The organism is Paenisporosarcina sp. P4_D4, from assembly GCF_056401835.1.
In genome coordinates, this window is record NZ_JBFUIO010000310.1 from 1 (window position 1) to 1220 (window position 1220).

Sequence of the window (1220 nt, forward strand, 5' to 3'; positions counted from 1 at the left end):
CTCCTTCACTTACTCATTTTGCTTCCTAGACCTTCTTTGCTTATTCCAATTCTTAACACTTCATAAAAAATGGCGGTCCCGACGGGAATCGAACCCGCGATCTCCTGCGTGACAGGCAGGCATGTTAACCGCTACACCACGGGACCATTTGGTTGCGGGGGCAGGATTTGAACCTGCGACCTTTGGGTTATGAGCCCAACGAGCTACCGTGCTGCTCCACCCCGCGTCAATATTATGTTATAAACACTATTGCTTCACCGCTTATGTCTTAGTGGACATCTGCATCGGCTTCGCCTGCTTCGATGTTAATCGCCATCTTCGTTTGGCGATTTGCTCCACCCTCGCGTTGTTCTTTATCGAAAGTGTTTATAGTGTAAATGGTGGAGGATGACGGGCTCGAACCGCCGACCCTCTGCTTGTAAGGCAGATGCTCTCCCAGCTGAGCTAATCCTCCGAAAATGAAAACTGGTTATATTTTCTTGAAAATAAATTGGTGACCCCTACGGGATTCGAACCCGTGTTACCGCCGTGAAAGGGCGGTGTCTTAACCGCTTGACCAAGGGGCCATATATAATAGAAGGAAATTATCTGGCGGAGAGCAAGGGATTTGAACCCTTGAGACAGTTTAACCCGCCTACACGAATTCCAATCGTGCTCCTTCGGCCACTCGGACAGCTCCCCAAAGATATGGCTCCGAAGGTAGGACTCGAACCTACGACCAATCGGTTAACAGCCGATTGCTCTACCACTGAGCTACTTCGGATCAATAATATATAGCCTGGCGACGACCTACTCTCACAGGGGGAAACCCCCAACTACCATCGGCGCTGAAGAACTTAACTTCCGTGTTCGGTATGGGAACGGGTGTGACCTCTTCGCCATCATCACCAGACTATTTGTTTTTTAAGACAAGATTTATTATATCAAGTCTCATGAGAATTACAAGCGTTTTTTAAAAATAAAAAAACTTTTTTGTTCACTCAAAACTGGATAAACGGGTCATTGAAAACCATTCAAATTCATTTTGGTTAAGTCCTCGATCGATTAGTATTCGTCAGCTGCACACGTCACCGCGCTTCCACCTCGAACCTATCTACCTCATCGTCTTTGAGGGATCTTACTTACTTGCGTAATGGGAAATCTCATCTTGAGGGGGGCTTCATGCTTAGATGCTTTCAGCACTTATCCCGGCCACACATAGCTACCCAGCGATGCTCTTG

Annotated in this window: 6 tRNA genes and 2 rRNA genes; all 8 read right to left on the reverse strand. The window is 47.2% G+C overall.

The annotated features are described in order from the left end of the window. Positions 1-70: 70 nt before the first annotated feature. Positions 71-146, reverse strand: a tRNA-Asp gene (locus tag AC1DSL_RS18420). Between the two features lie 3 nt (positions 147-149). Beyond that, positions 150-226 (reverse strand) — tRNA-Met (locus AC1DSL_RS18425). Between the two features lie 152 nt (positions 227-378). Beyond that, positions 379-454, reverse strand: a tRNA-Val gene (locus tag AC1DSL_RS18430). Between the two features lie 37 nt (positions 455-491). Continuing rightward, positions 492-566, reverse strand: a tRNA-Glu gene (locus AC1DSL_RS18435). Between the two features lie 23 nt (positions 567-589). Further along, positions 590-681, reverse strand: a tRNA-Ser gene (locus tag AC1DSL_RS18440). Between the two features lie 7 nt (positions 682-688). Beyond that, a tRNA-Asn gene (locus AC1DSL_RS18445) sits at positions 689-763 on the reverse strand. Between the two features lie 13 nt (positions 764-776). Next, positions 777-892, reverse strand: a 5S ribosomal RNA gene (gene rrf, locus AC1DSL_RS18450). Between the two features lie 132 nt (positions 893-1024). Continuing rightward, positions 1025-1220 (reverse strand): 23S ribosomal RNA (locus AC1DSL_RS18455); the annotation flags it as partial.